This window comes from Nocardioides sp. YIM 152588 (genome assembly GCF_040191335.1).
Taxonomy (GTDB): Bacteria; Actinomycetota; Actinomycetes; order Propionibacteriales; family Nocardioidaceae; genus Nocardioides.
Genome location: NZ_JBEGDJ010000009.1, coordinates 1 through 20,550, shown reverse-complemented (window position 1 = coordinate 20,550; position 20,550 = coordinate 1). Strand labels below are relative to the sequence as shown.

Sequence of the window (20,550 nt, the reverse complement as noted above, 5' to 3'; positions counted from 1 at the left end):
CGGCTCCTACGCTGGATGCGTGCCCACCGCCCCCGCGATCGTGCTGATCGCGCCCGCCCACGCCGACGAGATGCAGGCCGGCTTCGCCCGCTACGTCGCCGAGTACGACGTCCGGCTGGCGCGCTCCTGCGCCGAGGCCCTGGAGGTCACCCACGACATCCTCGACTCCGGCGGCACGGTGGCCCTCTACGCGGCCGAGTCGGTGCTGCCGGACGCCGACGTGCTGCGCTGCTTCCACAAGCTGCGGGAGAAGGTGCCGACCGCGCGCCGCCTGATCGCCGCGCACCTGGACCGCTTCCTCACGGATGGCCCGCCGCTGCGGGCGGCGATGGCGAAGGGCAAGTACGACGCCTACCTGCTGATGCCGCGCGGGGTCCGCGACGAGGAGTTCCACCACGCCATCACCGACCTGCTCTCCGACTGGGGCTCGACCGTCCCGGACCCGGAGGTGGTCTCGGTCAAGATCATCAGCCCGCGCCGCGACGGCCTGACGCTGGCGATCCGCGACTTCCTGGACCGGATGGGGATGCCCAGCCGGGTGTGGGAGCCCGAGAGCGACGCGGGTCAGTACGTGCTCGACCGCTGGGACGGCCCGACCGGCTTCCCGCTGGTGCACACGGTGCGCGGGGAGGTGCTGCAGCCGGCGAGCGTCCGCGACGTCGCGATCAGCATGTACGGCGCCCCGACCGCGATCGACGTCGAGCGGGTCGTCGACGTGGCGATCGTCGGCGGGGGACCGGCGGGGCTCGCCGCCGCGGTCTACGCCTCCTCCGAGGGGCTGTCGACCGTGATCCTGGAGGCCGAGGCGATCGGCGGCCAGGCGGGGACCAGCTCGATGATCCGCAACTACCTGGGGTTCCCGCGCGGCATCTCCGGGATGCGGCTGGCGCAGCGGGCCCGCAACCAGGCGATCCGGTTCGGCGCCCGCTTCTTCTCCGGCCAGGTGGTCTCCGAGCTGCGCCCCGGCGCCGACGGTGCACCGCACGTGCTGTGCACCGACACCGGCGAGGTGCGTGCCCGGTCGGTGGTGATCTCCAGCGGGGTCGCCTATCGCAAGCTGCGCGTGGAGCCGGTGGAGGCGCTGGTCGGGTCGGGCGTCTACTACGGGGCCGCGATGACCGCGGCGCGGGAGATGGAGGGGCAGGACGTCTACGTCGTCGGCGGTGGCAACTCCGCCGGGCAGGCGGCGGTGCACCTGGCGCGGTTCGCCCGCTCGGTCACCATCCTGGTGCGCCGCGAGGGACTGGCCGAGACGATGTCGTCGTACCTGATCGGCGAGATCGAGTACAACTCCCGCATCAGCGTGCGGCCCTGCTGCCGCGTGGTCGACGGCGGCGGCGACGGGCGCCTGGAGTGGCTGGCCCTGGAGGACGTGAGGACGGGCGACCGGGACCGGGTCGAGTCCGGCGGGCTGTTCCTGCTGCTGGGAGCCGAGCCGCACTGCGACTGGATCCCGCCGGAGATCGCGCGGGACGAGAACGGCTTCGTGCTGACCGGGCGCGACGTGCCCCGGGACCGCTGGGCGGACGAGCTGCCGCCGGAGAACCTCGCCACCACGGTGCCCGGCGTCTTCGCCGCCGGGGACGTGCGCTCGGGGTCGATGAAGCGGGTCGCCTCCGCCAGCGGCGAGGGCGCGTCGGTGGTGCCGCTGGTGCACGCCTACCTGGCGGCGACCACGGCCTGAGCCGGCCGCTGCCGGCCGCCCAGGGTGACGACGGCGAGGCTGACGACGGCGAACGCCGCGGCGAGCCCCAGCGCCCCGGCGGCGCCGAGTCCGGTGCCGGCGGCGGCGCCCAGCAGGTAGGGCGCGAAGAAGCCGAGGTAGGTCAGGGCGTAGAAGACCGCGACCGCGGCACCGCGCTCGTCCGCGGGCGCGATGCGCTCGACCTCGCGCAGCCCCGAGACCAGGCCGCAGCCGTAGCCGGCGCCGAGGACCGGCGCCGCCGCGAGAACCAGGAGCAGGCTGTCCAGCGCGACGGCCGCCACCCCGATCAGTACGCCGGCCAGCGCGGCGACCAGCCCGACCCGGCCGGCCAGGAGCGGCCGGCGGTCGTCGAGGCGCCGCGCGACCGGCTGGATCGCGACGCCGGTGCCGAGGGTGACGCCGGTCAGCACGCCGGCGAAGGCCAGCGCGAGGCCGCTCGGCCCGTCGACGACGCTGGGCAGGTAGGCGAACGCGACGGCCACGCAGCCGAAGACCCAGGGGGCGGCGGGGGCGACGGTCAGCAGGAAGGCCCGGCCGCGCACCACCGGCGGGACGCGCAGCAGCGGCCGCGGGGGCGCGTCGGCGCGGCGCGGTCCGGGGACGGGCAGCAGCAGGACGAGCGCCACGGTCCCGAGGACGACGTGGGGCAGGTAGGGCACCGTCAGCGGTGAGCCGGCGAGCTGCGCGACGACGCCCGTGGCCAGCGGACCGAGGGCGAAGCCGGCCGACAGCGAGAGCGCCGCCCGCCGCGCCCCGGCGCCGGGCGCGCCGCCCTCGGAGAGGTCCGCGACCCAGGCGCTGGCGGCGCCGAAGACGACCCCGGAGCAGAACCCGGCCAGCAGGCGCGCGACCGCCAGTCCGGGCATCCAGTCGTGCCACACCACGAGCAGCGCCGTCGCCACGGGGGAGAGCGCCACGAAGGGGACGACCACGGCCCGCCGGCCCCACCGGTCGGAGGCGGCGCCGCCGACCAGCAGCGCCGGGATCAGGCCGACGGCGTACAGCGCGAAGAGGAGGGCGCGCTCCTGGGTGCCGGTGCCGAGCTCGTCGCGGTAGGCGAGCAGCATCGGGGAGAACTGGTTGGCACCCCAGCCGACGGCGAACATCGCGAGGGCGACCCGGGGCCAGGACGGGGGCGCGGTCATGGGACGACCGTAGGCGACCGAAGGTTCAACCAGGATTGAACCGTCCGCGGTCTAGCATCGGCCCATGTCCGGCGACACCGACCTCGCGGCCGTCGGCGCCCTGGTCGGCGACCGGGTCCGCGCGGCGTTCCTGCTGCGGATGCTCGGCGGCGGGCCGGTCGGCGCCTCCGACCTGGCCAGCGGCGCGGGCGTCTCGGCCTCGCTGGCCAGCGCGCACCTCAGGCGGCTGCTCGACGGCGGGTTGGTCACGGTCGAGCGGGAGGGCCGCCGCCGGCTCTACCGGATCGCGTCGGTCGAGGTCGCGGAGATGCTTGAGGCGATGCAGGCGCTGGCCCCGGCGACGCCGGTGACGTCCCTGCGCGGCGCGAACGGCCGCCGCCGGCTGCGGCGGGCCCGGCTCTGCTACGACCACCTCGCCGGGGTGCTCGGCGTCGCCGTCACCGAGGGGCTGGTGGACCGCGCCGTGCTCGGTCCGGACCGGCTCGCGCTGGGCGCCCGCGCCGAGCCGGTGCTGGCGGAGGTGGGCATCGAGGTCGCGTGGCTCGTCGCTGCGCCGCGCCCCGCGCTGCGCGAGTGCACCGACTGGACCGAGCGGCGCCCGCACGTCTCGGGCGGGCTCGGCGCGGCCGTCGCGACGGCGTTCCTCGACCGGCGCTGGGTGGTGCCCCGGCCCGGCTCGCGCGGGCTCGACGTCACCGTCGACGGCGCGGCCGGGCTGGAGGGCTGGCTCGGCGTGCGGCTGCTGGAGCAGCCGGCTTGGCGCGACTCCGCCTGAGGGTGGTGGTTTCGAGGCTCGCTTCGCTCGCACCTCAACCACCGGCAGGGCTCGCTTCGCTCGCACCTCAACCACCGGCAGGCTCGCTTCGCTCGCACCTCAACCACCGGCAGGGCTCGCTTCGCTCGCACCTCAACCACCGGCAGGGCTCGCTTCGCTCGCACCTCAACCATCGGCAGCCGGTGGTTGAGGTGCGAGGCCGCCCGCGGCCGAGCCTCGAAACCACCTCGCCTCAGGCGGTCAGCTCCTCCGCCAGCTCGTCGAAGACCGCGACGTAGGCGTCCACGGACTCCTCGGTGTGGGTCACCGACAGCGTCCACTCCTCCTCGCGGCCCGGGGTCATGAAGATGCCCCGGTTGAGGTTGAACAGCCAGGCCAGGTCGGCCAGCGGCCCGTTCTGGTGGGCCTTGAACGACTCGTAGTCGGTGACCTTTTCCGGCGCGAAGGTGACGCACCCCTTGGAGCCGATGCCGAGCGCGTAGCCGGGCAGGTCGTACTTGTCGATGACGGACTGGCAGCCGCCGACGATCCGGTCGTTGAGCCGGTCCAGGTGGGCGTAGGCCTCCGGGGTGAGCACCTCCTCCAGGGAGGCGCGCGCCGCGGCCATCGTCAGCGGGTTCCCGTTGTAGGTGCCCACCTGGTAGACCGAGCCGTCCTCGACCACCGACATGATCTCCTCGGTGCCGCCGATGCCGCCGGTCGGCAGGCCGCCGCCGAGCGCCTTGGCGAGGGTGACCAGGTCGGGCAGGACGCCGAACTTCTCCACGGCGCCGCCGGCGGCGATGCACAGGCCGGTCTTCACCTCGTCGAAGATCAGCACGATGCCGTGCCGGTGGGTGATCTCGCGGACGGCCTCGAGGTAGCCGGGCTCGGGGAGCACGACGCCGAGGTTCATCATGGCGGCCTCCATGATCACGCAGGCGGGCTTGCGGCCCTCCGCGGTCAGCCGCTCGATGCGCCGCTCCATCGCGCCCGCGTCGTTGAACGGCACCGCCACGGTCATCTCGACCACGGACTGCGGGATGCCCGCGCCGTACGCGAGCGAGGCGAGGTTCTCGCGGTCGCCGATCCGGTCGTAGTCGACGCCGATCGAGACCATCACGCCGTCGTGGTGGCCGTGGTAGGAGCCGAAGATCTTCATCACGGTGTCGCGGCCGGTGAACGCGCGGGCGATCCGGATGGCGTCCATCGTCGCCTCCGAGCCGGAGTTGGTGTAGCGCCACTTCGGCAGGCCCCAGCGGCGCGCCAGCTCGTCGGCGACCCAGATGTCGTCCTCGGTGGGGCAGGCGAAGTGCGTGCCCTGGGGGTAGCGGCGGGCGAGGGCGGCGCCGATGGCCGGGTGCGCGTGGCCCTGGACCATCGACCCGTAGCCGTTGTGGAAGTCCCACATCTCGGTGCCGTCGACGTCCCACACCTTGGGCCCGGAGCCCTTCTCCAGGTAGATCGGCCACGGGTCGCGCAGCTGGTACGACGACGCGACGCCGCCCGAGAGGTGCACCCGGGCCCGCTCGAACATGTCCCGGGAGCCGGTCGTGCGCTCGTTGAGCCGCGCGGACTCGCGGGCGGTCAGCTCGGCGATGCGGGCCGGGTCGATGGTGGTGCTCATGGTTCCTCCTGCGGGTTCGGTGGGCCGGTGGAAGCCGGCGGGGGTCGTGAGGTGTGCGGTGCCGGGACGTCGGGGGTCAGCCGAGGAGGTCCCGGGCGAGGTCGAGGTGGAACTCCACCGACAGGGCGAGGTCCTCGATGTGGACGCGCTCGTCGGCGTTGTGGAAGCCGGCGGTGATCACCTCGGCGGAGGTGGCGCGGAACGGGCTGAACCCGTACGCCGTCGGCGTGCCCGCCTCGCGCAGGTAGACCGAGTCGGTGAAGCCGGTGCCCAGCATCGGCAGCAGCGCCGCGTCGTCGCCGGAGGCGGCCAGCACCCGCGCCATCGCGTCCATCAGGCGGGAGTCCGGGGTCGAGGCGCTGCCGGCGACCAGGTGCTCGGGCCACTCCAGCTCGTAGGGGACGCCCGCGCCGAGCCGGGCACGCACGTCGCGCTCGACGTCGGCCGCGCTGGTCCCGGGCAGGATCCGGCAGTCGAGCTCGAAGGAGGCGCGGGCCGGCATCACGTTGCGCTTGCCGGACCCGGCGAGCAGCGTCGGCGCCATCGTGGTGCCGGCGAGCGCGGGCAGCGTGTGCGCGAGCACCGGGTGCAGCGCCGCGGCCCGGGCGACGGCGCCCTCGAAGTCGGTGCCCACCTCGTCGGGGGGCGTGCCGAGCAGGTCGGCGACGATCCGGTCGACCAGGGGCGACGGCGTGTGGCTGGGCATCCCGCGCCCGACCCGTCGCAGCAGCTCGCCGAGCAGGGGGACGGCGTTGTCGCCGACGTCGGGGGTGGAGGCGTGGCCGGCCTCGCCGTGGGCGACGACCCGCACCGGGTAGGTGCCCTTCTCGCCGATCCCGACGGTCTGCACGACGCGGCCGTCGGCCAGCGGCAGCCGCTCCCCGCCGCCCTCGTTGATGGCCAGGTCGGGCCGGATGTCGGGGCGGGCCTCGAGCAGCCACCGCATCCCGACGTCGTACATGCCGTCCTCCTCGTCGGCGACGGCGATGAACCAGAGGTCGGCCCGGGGGCGGAACCCCGAGCGGGCCAGCTCGGCCATCGCCACCGCGCGGGCGGCGACCTCGTTCTTCATGTCGATCGCGCCGCGGCCCCACAGCCAGCCGCCCTCGTCGACGACCGCCGCGAACGGCGGGTGCGTCCAGTCGCGCGGGTCGGCCGGGACGACGTCGAGGTGGCCGACGAACGCCAGCGACGGGACCGGCCCGCCGTCGTCGCCGGGTGCGCCGGTGCCGGGGATCCGGGCCACGAGGTTGGCCCGGCCCGGCTCGCGCGCGACCAGCTCGCAGTCGACGCCGGCCTCGGCCAGGTAGTCGCGCAGGTAGGTCGCCGCGGCGGTCTCCTGGCCCGGCGGCCGGCCGAGCGCGGCCTCGGGTGCGTTGGAGGTGTCGAACCGGATCAGGGTCCGGGCGACCTCCAGCACCTCCCGCTGCAGCTCCTCGGGGGTGCTCATGATGCGGCCGGCCCGGTGAGCAGCTTGTCCAGCACCCAGGCGTACACCTCGGCCTCGTAGGCCAGGTGCCCGTAGCGGCCGGACGGCCCGCTGTGCGCGCCGGCGCCGGTCTCGACCCGGAAGAGGCAGCGCGGCGACCACTCGGGGTCGGTCTCGCGGAGCCGGGCGACCCACTTGGCGGGCTCATGGACCATCACCCGCGGGTCGTGCAGGGCGCCGGTGGCGAGCAGGTCGGGCCGCGTGCCCGCCTGCGGCGGGTTCTCGTAGGGGGAGTAGGCCAGCATCCAGTCGAAGTCGGCACGGCGGCGCGGGTCGCCCCACTCGTCCCACTCGTTGACGGTCAGCGGGATGGACGCGTCGAACATTGTGCTGACCACGTCGACGAACGGCACCTCGGCCACCACCGCCCGCCACCGGTCGGGGCGCTGGCTGAAGACGGCGCCCTGCAGCAGCCCGCCGGCGGAGAGCCCGCGGGAGGCGATCCGGTCGCCGTCGACGTACGTGCCGGCGAGGCCGTCGGCGACCGCGGCGAAGTCGGTGAATGTGTGCTGCTTGTGCTCCATCCGGCCGTCGAGCCACCACCGGCGGCCACCCTCGCCGCCGCCGCGGACGTGGGCGTGGGCGAAGACGACGCCCCGGTCCAGCAGGCTCGGCAGCGCCGGGTCCCAGTCGGGCTCGAAGGTGTACTCGTAGGCGCCGTAGCCGTAGAGCAGGGCCGGCGCGGTGCCGTCGAGCGGGGTGTCGCGGTGCCGCACCACCGTCACCGGCACGGGCGTGCCGTCGGTCGAGGGCACGGTGAGGCGCTGTGTGACGTAGCGCTCGGGGTCGTGGCCCGGCGCCTCCTCGCGCAACACGTCGCGGCGGGTGCCGTCGGCGAGGTCGAGGTCGCTCCACACCCGGGGCTCGACGTGCGCCTGGTCGACCACAAGCGCCGCGGGGGCGTCGTAGGAGGCGTTGCGGGCCAGCCGCACCTCGCCGCCGGGGAAGCGGCTGGCAACCTCGGTGCCCTTGCCGGCCAGGTCGTCGAGCGGTACGACGCGGAGGCGGTGCTCGGCGGCGACGCGCAGGCTCAGCACCGCGTGCGTGGCGAAGGCGTCGACGCGCTCCAGCCGCTCGGTCGGCTCCTCGTCGCGCACCGGGCTCCAGGCCGTGTGGTCCTGGTCGGCCTCCCGGGGGACCGGGGTGGAGACGAGCCGGAACTCGACAGCGCCGTCGTTGGTGACGACCAGCAGGGGGCCACCGCGCACGTGCTCGCTGCGGTAGACGATCCCCGGCCGTCGGCCGCCCACGGAGCGGGGCGGCGCCTCCGGTGCGTGCGCGTCGATCGCCCACTCCTCGCCGGTGTCGCGGCTCTCGCTGCGCACCAGCACGACCTCGCCGCTGCGGGTGCCGCGGACCATCAGGGCGAACCGCTCGTCGGGCTCCTCGACCACCAGCTCGTCCTGGTCCGCCGGCGACCCGACCCGGTGCCGCCAGACCTGGTGGGGCCGGTAGGCGTCGTCGTGGACGGTGTAGAAGAACGTCGTCGAGTCGGCGCTCCACGCCGCGCCGTAGTAGCTGCGCGGCACGACCTCGTCGAGGTCCGCACCGGTGCGCAGGTCGCGGAAGCGGAGCGTGTAGACCTCGTCGCCGTCGGTGTCCACCGAGTAGGCCAGCAGCCGTTCGTCGGGGCTGACCAGGGTCACGCCGAGCTCGAAGAAGTCGGTGCCGGCGGCCAGGGCGGCGACGTCGAGCACGGTCTCTGTGGGGGCGTCGGGCCCGTCGGGGGAGCCGAGCGGGGCACGCACCAGGTCGGCGTACTCGCTGCCGGGGGCCGTGTGCAGCGCATACCGGTGCCGGGCGCGCGACCACCACGGCGACGCCTCGGCCTCGGGCAACCGCGCGACCATCTCCTCCCGCAGCTCGGCGGTGAGAGGGGCCAGCGGGCGGCACGACTCCTCGTAGAAGCGGCGCTCCTCCTCGAGGTGCGCGACGAGCTCCGGGCCGCCGTCGGCCATCCAGTGGAAGGGGTCGGGCCTCACCACGTCGTGCTGGCGGTGCTCGTGGGGGCGCTGCGGCGCCTGCGGGGGAAGGAGGCTCACCCGCGCAACCTAACCGCCGGAGGCCCATTCCGGAATGCCGATTTCGTCTCGAAACCGAGATTTCACGTCGAAATCGGTTTCCAAACTGTTTCGCGGCGGACGATTCCCATATCAATTTGGTCTTGAGGCAACTTTTTTCGCTCCGCTTGTAGTAGGAAATTCCTCGACGGCGTCCCGACGGCGCGACGACCGGTCGACAGCCGCGAGATGACGTCCCGACACGTCCGAGCAGGGAGCGCACATGGGCAGTGGAGCAAGTACCGGCAATCGTCCGCGGAAGTCGCGGCTGGCGAGAGGGCTGGCCGCCGGCGCCCTGGGTCTGGGGCTCCTGGCACCCGGGCTGGCGCTCGCCCCGGCGGGCCCCGCACAGGCGGCCGACGACGACGTCACCTTCACCGTCGGCGTGCTCAACGAGGCCGACTCGTTCAACCCGTTCCTCGGCATCGAGGCCACCTCGTTCGAGATGTGGGCCCTGATGTACGACTACCTGATCACCTACTCGATGGACGACATGGCGGTCGAGCCGTCGCTGGCGACCTCGTGGGAGACCTCCGAGGACGGCCTCACCTGGACCTTCGACATCACCGACGAGGCCACCTGGTCCGACGGTGAGCCGCTGACCGCCGAGGACGTCGCCTTCACCTACAACCGGGTGCTCGACGGCGGCCCCGAGCGGGCGACGTGGGGCTCCTACCTGGCCAACGTCACCAGCATCACCGCGCCGGACGCGACCACGCTGGTGCTCGAGCTGGAGAAGCCGAGCTCGAGCCTCCCGCTGCTCCCGATCCCGATCATCCCCGAGCACGTCTGGGCCGACGTCAGCGAGAAGGACGTCAAGAGCTACAAGAACGAGCCCGAGGGCGGGGAGCCGGTCGTCGGCTCGGGGCCGTTCCGGCTCGTCGACGGCAGCGCCGGCGGCTCGACGATCAAGTTCGAGGCCAACCCCGACTACTGGAAGGGGGCCTCGCACCTCGACGAGGTCGTCTTCCGCGTCTACAAGTCCGAGGACCCGCTGGTCCAGGCCCTGAAGAAGGGCGAGGTCGACTTCGCCGACGGCATCAGCGCGCTCCAGGTGCGGGCGCTCGAGGGCGAGGACTCGATCATCGCCCAGAACGGCGACTCCCCGGGCTTCGACGAGATCGCCTTCAACGTCGGTGCCGTCGACCTCAAGACCGGCGACCCGATCGGCGACGGCAACCCCGCGCTGCTGGACGCCGACTTCCGCCACGCGCTCGGCTACAGCATCGACAACGACCAGCTGATCGAGAAGGTCTACCAGGGCGCCGGCCTGCCCGGTTCCACGATCGTGCCCCCGGCGTACCAGTATCACTGGGCGCCCGAGGGCGAGGACGCGTTCTCCTACGACCCGGAGAAGGCCGGCGAGCTGCTCGACGCGGCGGGCTACACCGAGGGCGGCGACGGGCTGCGCACGATGCCGGACGGCTCGCCGATCGGCACGCTGCGGCTCATCGCCCGCGCCGAGTCGCCGACGTCGCTGGACACCATGAACTTCTTCAAGGAGTGGCTCGGTGACATCGGGATCGACTCCGAGGTGGTCAGCATGGAGTCGAGCAAGCTGACCAACGTCATCCTCGACGGCGACTTCGACGCCTTCCAGTGGGGCTGGTACGTCGAGCCCGACCCGACGTCGATGCTCAGCTACATGACGTGCGACCAGCGCGGCAACTGGTCGGACTCCTGGTACTGCAGCGAGGAGTACGACGCCCTCTACGAGGAGCAGCTGACCGAGACCGACCCCGACGCCCGCGTCGAGATCGTCAAGGAGATGCAGCAGCTCGTCTTCGAGGACTCGCCGTACCTGGTCACCGCCTACAACACCGTCGGCGAGGCGTTCCGCACCGACCGGTTCGCCTGCCTGGTGCAGCAGCCCAACCCCGGCGGTGTGTGGCTCTTCCAGTACGGCGTCTACAACTACCTCAACATGCAGCCGGCCGCCGACGCCGGCGACTGCGGCGGCGTCGCCGACGCGACCGAGGCCACCTCGGCCTCCGAGGAGTCCGGCATCAGCACCGGCGCGGTCGTCGGGATCGGTCTCGGCGTGGTCGTGGTCGCCGCCCTGGGCGTGGTCGTCGCTCTGCGCCGACGCGGCACGGCCGGCGACCGCGAGTGAGCTGAGGGTCCGAAGGTGAGTCTCGGGTGAGTCAACGATGAGCACAGTCGCCGCCGACCCCGCCGCCGTCTCGGCGGAGGCGGGGTCGGGGCGCCGCCGCAGGGGCGGCGGCTACGGCCGGTACGCCGGCGCCAAGGTCCTCGGCTCCCTCGGGAGCCTGGCCTTCATGCTGGTGGTCAACTTCTTCCTGTTCCGGGTGCTCCCCGGCGACCCGGCGCGCACGCTGGGCCGCGGCCGGCTCTCCACGCCGGAGCAGGTCGCGGAGTTCAACGCCACCTACGGCCTCGACCAGCCCATGCTCCAGCAGTTCTGGACGTTCCTGAAGAACCTGGTGCACGGCGACCTGGGCTACTCGATCCTCTACCACCGCGACGTCTCCGAGATCCTGCTCGACCGGCTCTGGCCGACCCTGCTGCTGGTCGGCTCGGCCACGGTCCTCGCCGCGACGCTCGGTGTGTGGCTCGGGATCCGCGCCGGCTGGGCGCGCGGCTCGACGTTCGACCGGTTCTCGACCAGCACGTCCCTCACGCTCTACTCGATGCCCGAGTGGTGGCTGGGCCTGCTGCTGATCGCGGCGCTCTCGGTCGGGGTCGGACCGCTGCCGGGCCTCTTCCCGACCGGCGGCTTGCACTCGGTGGACGCCGACCCCGGCACCCTGAGCGGGGTGCTGGACACGATCTGGCACCTGACGCTGCCGGTGCTCACGCTGACGCTGGCCTACCTGGCCGACTACGCGCTGATCATGCGCGGGTCGCTGGTCGACGAGGTCGGCTCCGACTACCTCACCACCGCCCGGGCCAAGGGCCTGCGCGACGTGCAGGTCCGCGGCCGGCACGCGGTGCCCAACGCGCTGCTGCCGACCACCACCGTGGTGGCGCTGAACTTCGGCTTCGTCGTCGCCGGCGCGATCACGGTCGAGACCATCTTCTCCATCCCGGGTCTCGGCCTGCTCACCACCGACGCGCTGGCGGTGCCCGACTACTGGCTGCTCCAGGGCGTCTTCCTGCTCGCCTCGGCGGGCGTGATCCTGGCCAACCTCGGCGCCAACCTGATCTACGGCTGGCTCGACCCGCGGGTGCGCACGTGAGCGCGGCACCGGACGGAGGAACCGTGGCAGAGGCACCCACCCTCACCTCCCGGCAGCTGGTCCGCCGGCGCCGGCGGGCCGCCTGGTCGCGCGGCTGGGCCGAGTTCCGCGGCAACCGCGGCGGCCTCGTCGGGCTGGTCGTCCTGGCGCTCTTCGTGCTGATCGCGGTCGGCGCCCCGCTGCTCGCGGACCGCTCCGGGCTGGAGGTCACCCAGGCCACCGGCGGCGTGCTCGAGCCGCCCTCGGGCGAGTTCTGGCTCGGCACCGACGACAACGGGCGCTCGGTCCTCACGCTGCTGATCTGGGGCGCGCGGATCTCGCTCTTCGTCGGCCTGATGGCCACCCTGATCTCGATGCTGATCGGCACCGTGGTCGGCCTGACCTCGGGCTACTTCGGCGGCTTCGTCGGGGCGGCGCTGTTCCGGGTCACCGAGTGGTTCCTGGCCATCCCGTTCCTGCCGCTGGCCATCGTGCTGGCCACGGTGCTGGGGCGCTCGCTGCTCAACATCGTGATCGTGATCGGCGTGACCTCGTGGGCCGGCACCGCGCTGCTGATCCGCAGCCAGGTGCTCTCGATCAAGGAGCGCGCCTACCTGGAGCGGTCCCGCGCCCTCGGCGCCGGGCACGGCCACCTGCTCCGCCGGCACGTGCTGCCCAACGTCGTACCGCTCGTGTTCGCCAACACGACCCTGTGCGTCGCGGTCGCGATCCTGTCGGAGACGACGCTGAGCTTCCTCGGCCTCGGCGACCCGACCCGGGTCTCCTGGGGCTCGATGCTCGACGACGCCTACAGCGTCGGCGCGATCACCACCGGCTCCTGGTGGTTCTTCGTGCCGCCGGGCGTCTGTGTCGTGCTGGTCGTGCTGTCGTTCACCCTGGTCGGACAGGCCCTCGAGGCCGTCCTCAACCCCAAGCTGAGGAAGCGATGAGCGACCTGCTGCGGATCGAGGACCTCTCGGTCACCTACGCGACCCAGGAGGGTCCCGTCCCCGCCGTCCGCGGGGTCACGCTGGGCGTCGACCGGGGCGAGGTGCTCGGCATCGCGGGGGAGTCCGGATGCGGGAAGTCGACCCTGGCCAGCACGATCCTGCGGCTGCAGCCGGCCAGCGCGACCGTCGACGGCCGGGTGCTCATGGACGGCGAGGACGTCGTCACCATGCGCTGGGGCGACCTGCGCACGCTGCGCTGGGCGGGCGCGTCGATCGTCTTCCAGGGCGCGCTGCACTCGCTCAACGCCGTGCGCCGCGTCGGCCAGCAGATCGCGGAGCCGATCCGGCTCCACGAGCCGGGCGTGGGGGACGCCGAGGTGGACCGCCGCGTCGGCGAGCTGCTGGAGCAGGTGGGGCTGCCCGCCGCGCGGGCCAAGGCCTACCCGCACCAGCTCTCCGGCGGGCAGCGCCAGCGGGTGATGATCGCCATGGCGCTGGCCTGCCGGCCCGACCTGGTGATCGCCGACGAGCCGACCACAGCGCTCGACGTGATGGTGCAGGCGCAGGTGCTCGACGTGCTCACCACGCTGGTCCGCGAGGCCGGCCTCGGCATGATCTTCATCAGCCACGACCTGGCGGTGCTGGCCGAGGTGAGCGACCGGATCGCCGTGATGTACGCCGGTCGCGTGGTCGAGCAGGGCCCGGCGAACCTGGTCTTCACCGACCCGCTGCACCCCTACGCCGCCGCGCTCGGCGCGTCCTTCCCGCGGGTGGGCGACCCCGCCGCCCGCTACGCGCCCGCCGGCCTGGCCGGCGATCCGCCGGACCTGCGGTCGCTGCCGGCCGGGTGCTCCTTCGCGCCGCGCTGCCCGCGCGCCGTGGACGCCTGCACCGCGGCCGAACCGGTCCTCGAGCTCAAGCGGCCGACCCGAGCGGCGGCCTGCATCCGGGTGGGAGAGTCATGAACGACCAGATCGATGCGGCCGAGAACGGACTCAGCCTGGAGGCGCGCGACGTCGCCGTCACGTTCACCTCCCGAGGCGGCGCCGTGGCCACCGCGCTGGACGGCGTGGACCTGAGCGTGCGCAGCGGCGAGATCGTCGCGCTCGTCGGCGAGTCCGGCTCGGGCAAGACGACGCTGGCGCGCGCGCTCGCCGGCCTGCAGCCGACGACCGGCGGCGAGGTGCTCGTCGACGGCGAGCCGATGGGACGGCGCGGACGCGAGCTGAAGGCGCTGCGTCGCCGGGTGCAGATGGTGCTGCAGGATCCGGCGGGGGCCCTCAACCCGCGGCACACCGTCTACGACTCCGTCGCCGAGGGGATCCGGCTGCACGGCCTGGCGCGCGGCGCGGACCGCACCGAGGAGCGGATGGTCGCCGACGCGCTGTCCGCCGCCGGCCTGCGGCCGCCGGAGCGGCTCTTCCTCCGCTACCCGCACGAGCTCTCCGGCGGCCAGCGGCAGCGGGTGCTGATCGCCGGGGCTCTCGCGCTCCAGCCGCAGCTGCTGATCGCGGACGAGCCCGTCTCCAGCCTGGACGCCTCGATCCGCGGTGAGGTGCTGGCGCTGCTGCTCAGGCTCCGCGCCGAGCTGGGCCTGGGCGTGCTCGTGGTGACCCACGATCTCGGGCTGGCCTGGAACATCGCCGACCGCACGGCCGTGATGTACCTGGGCAGGATCGTCGAGGCGGGCCCGACCGAGGAGCTGCTGACCAACCCGCAGCACCCGTACACCAAGGCGCTGCTCTCGGTGGTCCCCGAGACCGATCGGGTCGAGCCGGTGGTGCTGCAGGGCGAGATCCCCGACCCGACCCGCATCCCGGGCGGGTGCCGGTTCCACCCGCGCTGCCCTGAGCTGGCCTCCGGCGCCGCCGCGGCGGCCGGCGTCGACGTCGACTGCCGACGGGCGCTGCTGCCGGTGCTGCCCGCGAGCGGCGGCTGCGCCTGCCACCTGGTCGCCGCCCGGCAGAGCGTGCCGTCGTGAGCGACGGGGTGAGCCGCGCGATGGGTGGCGGCCCGGGCGGGCTGCAGGCCGCGCTGCCGCGCGAGCTCTACGTCGACCCCGCCGCCTTCGCCGCGGAGCGGGACCGGGTGCTGTTCGGCGAGTGGCTCTGCGTCGGCCGCCGCGACGACCTCGGCCTGGACCAGCCGCGCCGCCTCGCGGTGGTGGACGTGGTCGGGGAGTCCGTGCTGGTCACCAGCGACGACGGCGGCGTGCTGCACGCGGCGTACAACGTCTGTCGGCACCGGGGCGCCCAGTTGGTCGCGTCGGTGCCGGGCGCGGAGACCGTCTGCACCGCGGCGGGCTCGCTCCGCTGCCCCTACCACTCCTGGACCTACCGCCTCGACGGCTCGTTGATCAGGGCCCCGCACGCCGACCTCACCGAGGCCGACCTTCCGGACTTCTCGCTCAACCGGGTCGCCGTCGACGAGTGGGCGGGCTTCGTCTTCGTCCACCTGGGCGCCCCGGCGGCGCCGCTGGCCGAGGCGATGGCGCGGCCCGCGCGGACCCTGGCCAACTACGGGATGGGCGAGCTGGTGACCGGGCTGCGGTTCACCTACGAGGTGGCCGCCAACTACAAGGTGGTCACCGAGAACTACAACGAGTGCTACCACTGCGGCCCGGTCCACCCCGAGCTCACCCGGCTGGTGCCGGCCTTCGGTGGCGGCGGCGGTGGCATCGACTGGGACAGCGGGGTGCCGCACCGCGAGGGTGCGTGGACCTTCACGACGTCGGGCACCACCGACCGCGCGCCGCTGCCCGGCCTCGACGAGGACGAGCGGGTGCGCCACAAGGGCGAGCTGGTGCACCCCAACCTGATGCTCTCGGCATCGGCGGACCACGTCGCCGCCTTCGTGCTCGCGCCGCAGTCGGTGGACCGGACCCGCATCGAGTGCCTGCTGCTCTTCCACCCCGCCGCGGTGGCCGACCCGGGCTTCGACCCCTCCGACGCGGGTGACCTGTGGGACCTGGTGAACCAGCAGGACTGGGCGATCTGCGAGTCCGTGCAGCGCGGCATGTCGTCGCGCTCCTACACGCACGGGTGGTTCGCGCCGATGGAGGACGACTCCGCCGACATCCGCCGCTGGCTGCTGCCGCGGCTGGCCGCCCCCGAGGGAGACGATGATGACTGAGCGGTACGACGCCGTGGTGGTGGGCCTCGGTGCCCTGGGCTCCGCGGCCGCCTGGCAGCTGGCCCGGCGCGGGCTGAGCGTGCTCGGGCTGGAGCAGTTCGAGCTGGGCCACTCACGGGGAGCCAGCCACGACACCAGCCGCATCCTGCGGCACAGCTACCACACCCCCGAGTACGTCCGGCTGACCCAGGACGCGTACGACGACTGGGCCGACCTGTCCGCCGAGGCCGGTCGCGAGCTGGTGACCGTGGTCGGCGGGCTCGACCTGTTCCCGACCGACCCGGCGATCCCGATGATCGACTACACCGACGCGCTCACCGAGGTCGGCGTCCCGTTCGAGCTGTTGGACGTCGCCGAGATCGAGGCCCGGTGGCCGCAGTTCACGCTGCCGGAGGGCACCGTGGGGCTGTACCAGGAGCGCGGCGCGATCGTCCCCGCCGGACCCGGCACCGCGGCCATGCAGGAGCTGGCCCGGGGGCAGGGCGCGGCGCTGCGCGGCAACGCCGCGGTGGCCGCGGTCACCGGAACCTCGGTGACGCTGGCCGACGGCACGACGTACGAGTGCGGCGCGGTGGTGCTCTGCGCCGACGCCTGGACCAACCGGCTGCTGGCGCCGCTGGGGCACGAGCTGCCGCTGACCGTCACGCTCGAGCAGGCGACGTACTTCCGGCCCGAGCGGCCGGAGGAGTTCGCGCCCGACCGGATGCCGCTGTGGATCTGGATGGACGAGCCGTCCTTCTACGGCTTCCCCTGCTACGGGGAGGCGACGATCAAGGCAGCCCAGGACTGCGGGGGTCCGGCGGTGGACCCGGACGCGCGGGGCACCGACCCCGACGAGGCGATGCTCGACCTGCTCGCCGGCCATGTGGCCCGGACCCTTCCCGGCGCCGGCCGGCCGGTGCGGTCGCTGCGCTGCCAGTACACGCTCACCCCCGACCGCGACTTCGTCATCGACCGGGTGCCGGGGCACCCGTCGCTGGTGGTCGGCCTCGGTGCGGGCCACGGCTTCAAGTTCGCACCGACCTTCGGGCGGCTGCTGGCCGAGCTCGTCGTCGACCCGGGCGCGGCCGCGTCCCCGACGTTCGCGTTGGACCGACCGGCCCTCACCGACCCGTCGTTCGCGGCACACTGGCTCGTCTAGGGAGCAAGGAGACCGGCATGGGGGACCTGGAGCGGCTGCAGGCCGAGGTGCGTGCGCGGGGCGGGGCCGTGCCGGCGATGCTGCCCGCCGAGGCCTACACCTCCGAGGAGGTGCTGGCCTGGGAGCGGCGCCACCTGTTCGCCGGCGGCTGGACGTGCCTGGGCAGGCTCGAGGAGCTGTTGCCCACCGACCTCGACGACGGCCGGCCGGCGACCCAGCGGGCGGTGATGGTCGGCGACGTCTCGGCGCTGCTCACCCGCGACGGCAGCACGGTCCGGATGTTCGCCAACACCTGCCGGCACCGCGCCCACGAGCTGCTCCCGGACGGCGACGCCTCGGCGCGGCGCTCGGTGCTCTGCTCCTACCACGCGTGGTCCTTCGACCTCGCCGGCGAGCTGCAGGCCGCTCCCGGCTACCGCGACCAGCCCGGCTTCGACGCGGCGGCGTACGGGCTGGTGGAGCTGCCGGTGGCCCTGTGGGCGGGGTGGGTCTTCGGGCACGCCCTGCGCCCGCTCGGCGACCCCGAGCTGGTGTCGTTCGAGGCGTGGCTGGGGGACCTGGGCGGGATCGTCGAGCCCTACGACCCCGCCGCGCTGAGGCTGGCCGACCGGCACACCTACGAGATCGCCGCGAACTGGAAGATCGTCGCGGAGAACTACCACGAGTGCTACCACTGCCCGCTGATCCACCCCGAGCTGTGCCAGGTCAGCCCGCCGACCTCCGGCGACAACTACGACCTGCCCGGCGCGTGGGTGGGTGGCTCGATGGACCTGCGCGACGGGATGGCGACGATGTCCCTGACGGGGGAGTCCGGCGGCCACCCGATCCCCGGCGTCGCGCCGACCGCCGTGGAGTACGTCCACCTGCTGCCCAACCTGCTCGTCTCCGCGCACCCCGACTACGTGATGACCCACCGGCTGGTGCCGCTGGCGCCGGGCCGGACCTGGATCGAGTGCTCCTGGTACCTGCGCCCCGGACCGGACGGCACCGTGCCCGACCCCGCCTTCGCCGTGGAGTTCTGGGACCTCACCAACCGCCAGGACTGGGCGGCCTGCGAGTCGGTCCAGCGCGGCCTGGAGTCACCCCACTACGCGCCGGGTCCGTTCTCGCCGAGCGAGGACGCGGTCGAGTACTTCGTCTCGCTGGTCTCCCGTGCGTACGTCGGGGAGTCGGTGCACGACGTGGCGCCCATCCGGGAGTAGGCCGGGGCGGCGGGGCCGTCGTCACATCCCGATTGGCCCCCCGAAGGCCGATTTCGGGGCCAATCGGGATGTGACGACGCATGCCTCAGCCCGCCACGACACCCCTGGGGCGGACACGGTGCGTGAATACCCACACCCGCATCGCGACGAACCGCATCACGGTCACCGCCAGGTTGGCGGCGGTGAGAACCGCGACCTCCACCGCCGCGCCCGGCGTTCCCGAGGCGTGCAGCAGCCACAGCGCGCCACTGGTCACGGCCAGCCCGACACCGAAGACGATCAGGCCGCGCACCTGGTGGCCGACCGCGCCGCGGCGGCCGCGGATGCCGAACGTGACCCGGCGGTTGGCGGCCGTGTTCGCGATCGCGGTGAGCAGCAGGGCGAGCAGGTTCGCCGTGAACGGCGAGAACGGCCCCCGCAGCACCAGGTACAGGACGGCGTACGCGACGGTCGAGGCGACGCCGACGAGCCCGAACATGACCACCTGCATGCCGAGCCGCCCGCCGCCCGCGTCGGCCGAGGCCCGGCCGACGCGCTCGGCGACCTCGCCCACCGGCAGCCGTCCGGAGAGCAGGCCCCGGCCGACCCGCAGGATGCCCCGTACGTCGTCGCGGGCCGTGCGCCAGAGGTCGACCCGGCTGTCGGGGTCATCGACCCAGTCCACCGGTACCTCGTGGATCCGCAGGCCGGCCCGCTCGGCGAGCACCAGCAGCTCGGTGTCGAAGAACCACGCGTCGTCCTCGACCAGTGGCAGCACCTCGCGTGCCACCTCGGCGCGGATCGCCTTGAAGCCGCACTGGGCGTCGGAGAAGTGGGCGCGCAGGGTGCCGCGCAGCAGCAGGTTGTAGCCGCGCGAGATCAGCTCGCGCTTCGGGCCGCGCTCGACCCGCGACCCCTGCCCGAGGCGGGTGCCGATCGCCAGGTCGGAGTGGCCGGAGATCAACGGCGCCACCAGCGGCAGCAGCGCGTTGAGGTCGGTCGACAGGTCGACGTCCATGTAGACGAGCACCGCGGCGTCCGACTCGGACCAGACCCGCTTGAGGGCGCGTCCCCGCCCCTTCTCGGCGAGGTGGACGACGCGGACGTCGTCGTGGGCGTGCGCCAGCCGGCGTGCGATCACGGCCGTACCGTCGGTGCTCGCGTTGTCGGCGATCGTCACCCGCGCGGTCCAGGGGAGGGTCTGCAGGTGCTCGCGTACCCGCTCGACCGACCGGGCGAGGTCCCGCTCCTCGTTGTAGACCGGGATGACGACCTCCACCGTGGTGGTCGCCGACCGGGCGTCGGGCCCGGCGCCGACGGTCGGCTGCTCCCAGGGCTGCGCGGTCGTCACGACGCCGTGCCCGTCGTCAGGTCGTAGACGGTGACGCCGTCGACGGTGGTCGACGCGAAGCTCTCCTGCACCCAGGCCGCGATCTCGCTGCTGGCGCCGCTGCCGCCCATCGACCGGCCGAACCCCCCGCCGCCGATGAAGTAGTGGATCTCGCCGGCCGCGACGTGGTCCTGGAACTCCGCCAGCGTCGGGCTCGGGTCCGACCCGTTGAAGCCGCCGATCGCCATCACCGGCTCCTCCGTGGCCAGCTGGTAGCCGGACGCGTTGTTGGAGCCGACGGCCGCCGCCACCCAGGTGTAGTCGTCCGCGTCGGCGGCGAGCAGCGCCGTCAGCTCGGCGCTCGGGTCGCTGCCGTTGAGGAGGCCCCCGGCGCCACCGCCCGCCTGGGCGCCCGCCTGGCCGCCCGGCGGCCCGCCGCCCATCGGGCCGGCCTGACCCTGCTGGCCCTGCGGCGGGGTGGGGCGCCCTCCGGCGCCGCCGTCGCCGGGCGGACCGCCGGGACCACCGCGACCCCCGAACCCGCCGCCGGTGCTCGGACCGGCGGTGGGCAGCGACCCGGTGTGCGCGGTGCCGGCCGTCTGGACGGCGTACGCCGTCGGGCCGGCCAGGCCCGCCACGACCGCGACGGCGGCGGCCGCCGCCACCAGGCGCGGGGGGAGCCAGCGCAGGCCGGCCAGAACGACCGCCGCGGCGATCCCGAGCACCAGCACGACCCAGCGCAGCCACGGCAGGAAGTCGGGGCTGCGCCCGAGCAGGACGAACGCCATCACGGCGGTGACCACGACCGCGAGCGCCGCGGCCGGGCCGGCCACGACGCCGTCGCGGTGCCGCCACAG

The 20,550-nt window shown here is 73.8% G+C and carries 16 protein-coding genes; 10 read left to right on the top strand and 6 right to left on the bottom strand.

Annotated elements, in window-relative coordinates; translation table 11 throughout:
• Positions 1-19 precede the first annotated feature (19 nt).
• Positions 20-1,684, top strand: coding sequence for an NAD(P)/FAD-dependent oxidoreductase (locus tag ABLM29_RS06790; protein ID WP_349713251.1), 1,665 nt, complete (start codon positions 20-22; stop codon positions 1,682-1,684).
• Here the strand turns inward: ABLM29_RS06790 and ABLM29_RS06785 are convergent.
• On the bottom strand, positions 1,660-2,850 hold the full coding sequence (locus ABLM29_RS06785) for an MFS transporter (protein ID WP_349713250.1): 1,191 nt from the start codon (positions 2,848-2,850) through the stop codon (positions 1,660-1,662). The genes ABLM29_RS06790 and ABLM29_RS06785 overlap by 25 nt on opposite strands.
• A 64-nt stretch (positions 2,851-2,914) precedes the next feature.
• Between ABLM29_RS06785 and ABLM29_RS06780 the strand changes: the two genes are divergently transcribed.
• Complete coding sequence (locus ABLM29_RS06780) at positions 2,915-3,625, top strand: ArsR/SmtB family transcription factor (RefSeq protein WP_349713249.1); 711 nt, start codon at positions 2,915-2,917, stop codon at positions 3,623-3,625.
• A gap of 232 nt (positions 3,626-3,857) precedes the next feature.
• Here ABLM29_RS06780 and ABLM29_RS06775 read toward each other — a convergent pair whose 3' ends face one another.
• The 3 genes from ABLM29_RS06775 to ABLM29_RS06765 all read right to left on the bottom strand — a co-directional run bounded on the left by ABLM29_RS06775 (position 3,858) and on the right by ABLM29_RS06765 (position 8,762).
• The gene (locus ABLM29_RS06775) at positions 3,858-5,231 is read right to left on the bottom strand and encodes an aspartate aminotransferase family protein (RefSeq protein WP_349713248.1); all 1,374 of its coding nucleotides are present in this window, start codon (positions 5,229-5,231) and stop codon (positions 3,858-3,860) included.
• Positions 5,232-5,307: 76 nt separating this feature from the next.
• Entirely contained in the window at positions 5,308-6,681 is a 1,374-nt protein-coding gene (locus ABLM29_RS06770) for a M20/M25/M40 family metallo-hydrolase (protein WP_349713246.1), read from the bottom strand.
• A complete protein-coding gene (locus tag ABLM29_RS06765; RefSeq protein ID WP_349713245.1) occupies positions 6,678-8,762 on the bottom strand; it encodes a prolyl oligopeptidase family serine peptidase in 2,085 nt (694 codons plus the stop codon). The genes ABLM29_RS06770 and ABLM29_RS06765 overlap by 4 nt, the downstream gene beginning before the upstream one ends.
• 241 nt (positions 8,763-9,003) lie before the next feature.
• Here ABLM29_RS06765 and ABLM29_RS06760 point away from each other — a divergent pair, with 241 nt between their 5' ends.
• Genes ABLM29_RS06760 through ABLM29_RS06725 form a run of 8 tightly spaced genes read left to right on the top strand, consistent with a single transcriptional unit; the run spans position 9,004 to position 18,384 of the window.
• A complete protein-coding gene (locus tag ABLM29_RS06760) occupies positions 9,004-10,893 on the top strand; it encodes an ABC transporter substrate-binding protein (RefSeq protein ID WP_349713244.1) in 1,890 nt (629 codons plus the stop codon).
• Between the two features lie 37 nt (positions 10,894-10,930).
• Positions 10,931-11,980: an ABC transporter permease gene (locus ABLM29_RS06755; protein ID WP_349713243.1), complete on the top strand. Its 1,050-nt coding sequence runs from the start codon at positions 10,931-10,933 to the stop codon at positions 11,978-11,980.
• 23 nt (positions 11,981-12,003) lie between these two features.
• On the top strand, positions 12,004-12,909 hold the full coding sequence (locus ABLM29_RS06750) for an ABC transporter permease (protein WP_349713242.1): 906 nt from the start codon (positions 12,004-12,006) through the stop codon (positions 12,907-12,909).
• Positions 12,906-13,874, top strand: coding sequence for an ABC transporter ATP-binding protein (locus ABLM29_RS06745; protein ID WP_349713241.1), 969 nt, complete (start codon positions 12,906-12,908; stop codon positions 13,872-13,874). Before ABLM29_RS06750 ends, ABLM29_RS06745 begins: the two co-directional genes overlap by 4 nt.
• Positions 13,871-14,890, top strand: a complete 1,020-nt coding sequence (locus tag ABLM29_RS06740) for an ABC transporter ATP-binding protein (protein WP_349713240.1) — start codon at positions 13,871-13,873, stop codon at positions 14,888-14,890. The genes ABLM29_RS06745 and ABLM29_RS06740 overlap by 4 nt, the downstream gene beginning before the upstream one ends.
• A complete protein-coding gene (locus ABLM29_RS06735; protein ID WP_349713238.1) occupies positions 14,887-16,041 on the top strand; it encodes an aromatic ring-hydroxylating oxygenase subunit alpha in 1,155 nt (384 codons plus the stop codon). The genes ABLM29_RS06740 and ABLM29_RS06735 overlap by 4 nt, the downstream gene beginning before the upstream one ends.
• Positions 16,034-17,182 carry an N-methyl-L-tryptophan oxidase gene (solA, locus tag ABLM29_RS06730; protein ID WP_349713237.1) on the top strand — a complete coding sequence of 383 codons (1,149 nt, stop codon included), beginning with the start codon at positions 16,034-16,036 and terminating at the stop codon, positions 17,180-17,182. The genes ABLM29_RS06735 and solA overlap by 8 nt, the downstream gene beginning before the upstream one ends.
• Positions 17,183-17,199: 17 nt before the next feature.
• Positions 17,200-18,384: an aromatic ring-hydroxylating oxygenase subunit alpha gene (locus ABLM29_RS06725; RefSeq protein WP_349713236.1), complete on the top strand. Its 1,185-nt coding sequence runs from the start codon at positions 17,200-17,202 to the stop codon at positions 18,382-18,384.
• A gap of 85 nt (positions 18,385-18,469) precedes the next feature.
• Here ABLM29_RS06725 and ABLM29_RS06720 read toward each other — a convergent pair whose 3' ends face one another.
• On the bottom strand, positions 18,470-19,714 hold the full coding sequence (locus tag ABLM29_RS06720; protein ID WP_349713235.1) for a bifunctional glycosyltransferase family 2/GtrA family protein: 1,245 nt from the start codon (positions 19,712-19,714) through the stop codon (positions 18,470-18,472).
• Positions 19,711-20,550, bottom strand: an 840-nt coding sequence (locus ABLM29_RS06715; RefSeq protein ID WP_502889181.1) for a mannosyltransferase YkcB-related protein, incomplete at its 5' end; no start/stop codon positions are given. The genes ABLM29_RS06720 and ABLM29_RS06715, both read right to left, overlap by 4 nt.

Excerpts from the sequence above, each read along its gene's own strand:
- ABLM29_RS06785 (WP_349713250.1), bottom strand. The coding sequence starts at position 2,850 with ATGACCGCGCCCCCGTCCTGGCCCCGGGTCGCCCTCGCGATGTTCGCC.
- ABLM29_RS06745 (WP_349713241.1), top strand. The coding sequence starts at position 12,906 with ATGAGCGACCTGCTGCGGATCGAGGACCTCTCGGTCACCTACGCGACC.
- ABLM29_RS06770 (WP_349713246.1), bottom strand. The coding sequence starts at position 6,681 with ATGAGCACCCCCGAGGAGCTGCAGCGGGAGGTGCTGGAGGTCGCCCGG.
- ABLM29_RS06775 (WP_349713248.1), bottom strand. The coding sequence starts at position 5,231 with ATGAGCACCACCATCGACCCGGCCCGCATCGCCGAGCTGACCGCCCGC.
- ABLM29_RS06780 (WP_349713249.1), top strand. The coding sequence starts at position 2,915 with ATGTCCGGCGACACCGACCTCGCGGCCGTCGGCGCCCTGGTCGGCGAC.
- ABLM29_RS06740 (WP_349713240.1), top strand. The coding sequence starts at position 13,871 with ATGAACGACCAGATCGATGCGGCCGAGAACGGACTCAGCCTGGAGGCG.
- solA (WP_349713237.1), top strand. The coding sequence starts at position 16,034 with ATGACTGAGCGGTACGACGCCGTGGTGGTGGGCCTCGGTGCCCTGGGC.
- ABLM29_RS06760 (WP_349713244.1), top strand. The coding sequence starts at position 9,004 with ATGGGCAGTGGAGCAAGTACCGGCAATCGTCCGCGGAAGTCGCGGCTG.
- ABLM29_RS06725 (WP_349713236.1), top strand. The coding sequence starts at position 17,200 with ATGGGGGACCTGGAGCGGCTGCAGGCCGAGGTGCGTGCGCGGGGCGGG.
- ABLM29_RS06755 (WP_349713243.1), top strand. The coding sequence starts at position 10,931 with ATGAGCACAGTCGCCGCCGACCCCGCCGCCGTCTCGGCGGAGGCGGGG.